The organism is Clostridium boliviensis, from assembly GCF_033342255.1.
GTDB lineage: Bacteria > Bacillota > Clostridia > Lachnospirales > Lachnospiraceae > Lacrimispora > Lacrimispora boliviensis.
Genome location: NZ_JAWONS010000269.1, coordinates 1 through 286, shown reverse-complemented (window position 1 = coordinate 286; position 286 = coordinate 1). Strand labels below are relative to the sequence as shown.

General features: G+C 55.6%; 1 protein-coding gene. It reads right to left on the bottom strand.

The genetic code is table 11. From position 1 onward, the window contains the following. On the bottom strand, positions 1-286 hold a 286-nt coding region (locus tag RZO55_RS17945; RefSeq protein ID WP_318065633.1), incomplete at both ends, for a metallophosphoesterase.

Below are 286 nucleotides of genomic sequence, written 5' to 3'. Positions count from 1 at the left end.
ACTCGTGATTTCCCACGGTCCCCACATCCACTCCGATTCGGTTCAAAAACTCGATCGTTGGCTCGTCCTGAAGCAGAGCCGATATCGGCGCACTGGCTCCCACCATATCTCCGGCATGAACGATCAACGTATTCTTATTCTCCGCCGCACGGCGCTTCAGGTGTGCCGCCAAATAATCCGCCCGTCCCACGGGCTTTCCCTCTACCTGCTGTGTCACATTCAGCTGGCCGTGAAAGTCGTTGATCCCCAGAATCTGTACATCCACGTACCGCTTCGGATGAAAACG